The organism is Streptomyces sp. NPDC048650, assembly GCF_043199095.1.
Lineage (GTDB): Bacteria > Actinomycetota > Actinomycetes > Streptomycetales > Streptomycetaceae > Streptomyces.
Genome location: NZ_JBICVM010000042.1, coordinates 1 through 1,392, shown reverse-complemented (window position 1 = coordinate 1,392; position 1,392 = coordinate 1). Strand labels below are relative to the sequence as shown.

Genomic DNA, 1,392 nt, shown 5'->3' with positions numbered 1-1,392 from the left:
CATCACCCCCGGAAACCACCAGCCGCCACAGATCCTCCGGCGAGCTCACCCCACCCGGGAACCGGCACCCCATGCCCACAATCGCCACCGGCTCGTGGGCATCGTCCTGCATTTTGCGCAGGCGCTCACGGGTGTCGTGCAGATCGGCGGCAGCCTGCTTGAGGTACGAGCGCAGCTTGTCCTCGGTGTTCACTCTCTCCCCCTTGCTGAGTCATGAAAGTCCGTCGCCTCGCCCCGCTGTCAGATGCCTTTGTCGAGGAAGCCGAAGAGTTCGTCGTCGCTGGCCGAGTCGAAGAGGTCCGCACCCGACGGTTCGTCGGCACCCGCCGGGCCGGCACCGAGGTGCTTGGCGACAAGTTGCTGCATCCGGCCGAAGACGCGGTCGCGGGCCTGCTCGTCGGGGGCCAGGGTGGCGAGCGCGGCCTCCAGCTCGTCGAGGTCGCTCAGTACCCGGTCGGCCAACGTCTCTTCCTCCGGTCGCAGTTCGTCCCACAGGCGGTCGGCGAGTGCGGTCGGCGTCGGGTAGTCGAAGGCCAGCGTGGCGGGGAGACGCAGGCCGGTGGCCCGCATCAGACGGTTGCGCAGCTCCACCGCGCCCAGGGAGTCGAAACCGAGCTCCTTGAACGTCTGGTGCGGCTGCACGGCGGTCGCTGACGCATGTCCGAGAACTCCGGCGGCCTGGGCACAGACCAGGCCACGAAGTTGCTCAGTCCGCTCCGCCTCGGGGGCCGCCGCCAGACGCTCGGCCAGGGAGGCGGCTGCCGTGACCGGGCCGTCGTCCACCGTGGCCGTGGTCCGCCGTGCGGGCCTGCGAAACAGTTCCCGCAGGATGGCCGGCAGGGTGCCCGCGGCGGCCTGCTCCCGCAGACTCACCTCGTTGAGAACGGCGGGCAGGACGAACGTCTGACCCGCGCGCACCGCCGCGTCGAACAGCTCCAGTCCCTGCCCCGACGTCATCTCCGCGAGGCCGATCCCGGAGATGCGCCGCATGGCCACCGCGTCGAGGTGTTCCGTCATCTCGCTGCGCTCGGCCCAGAAGCCCCAGCCCAAGGCGGTTCCGGTCAGCCCGGCCGCGGCGCGGTGAGCGGCGAGCGCCTCCAGGAACACGTTGGCCGCCGCGTAGTGCGCCTGGCCGGCACTTCCGAAGGTGGCCGCCGCTCCCGAGAAGAGGATGAACGCCTTGAGGGGGTGGTGGTGGGTGAGCTGGTGGAGGTTGAGTGCGGCGTCGATCTTCGGGCGCAGTACGCGCTCCAGCTGCTCGGAGGTCAGCGCGGTGACCACGGCATCGTCGAGCACGCCCGCCGCGTGGATCACAGCGGTCAACGACCGCTCCTGCGGAATCGCCGCCAACACACCGGCCAACGCCTCACGGTCCGCCGCATCACACGCGAC

2 protein-coding genes are annotated in these 1,392 nt (G+C 70.4%); both read right to left on the bottom strand.

The genetic code is table 11. The features are described 5' to 3' along the window. On the bottom strand, positions 1-193 hold a 193-nt coding region (locus tag ACGFML_RS38120; protein ID WP_393550551.1), incomplete at its 3' end, for a polyketide synthase docking domain-containing protein. A 47-nt stretch (positions 194-240) separates the two neighbouring features. Continuing rightward, on the bottom strand, positions 241-1,392 hold a 1,152-nt coding region (locus tag ACGFML_RS38115; RefSeq protein ID WP_393550549.1), incomplete at its 5' end, for a beta-ketoacyl reductase.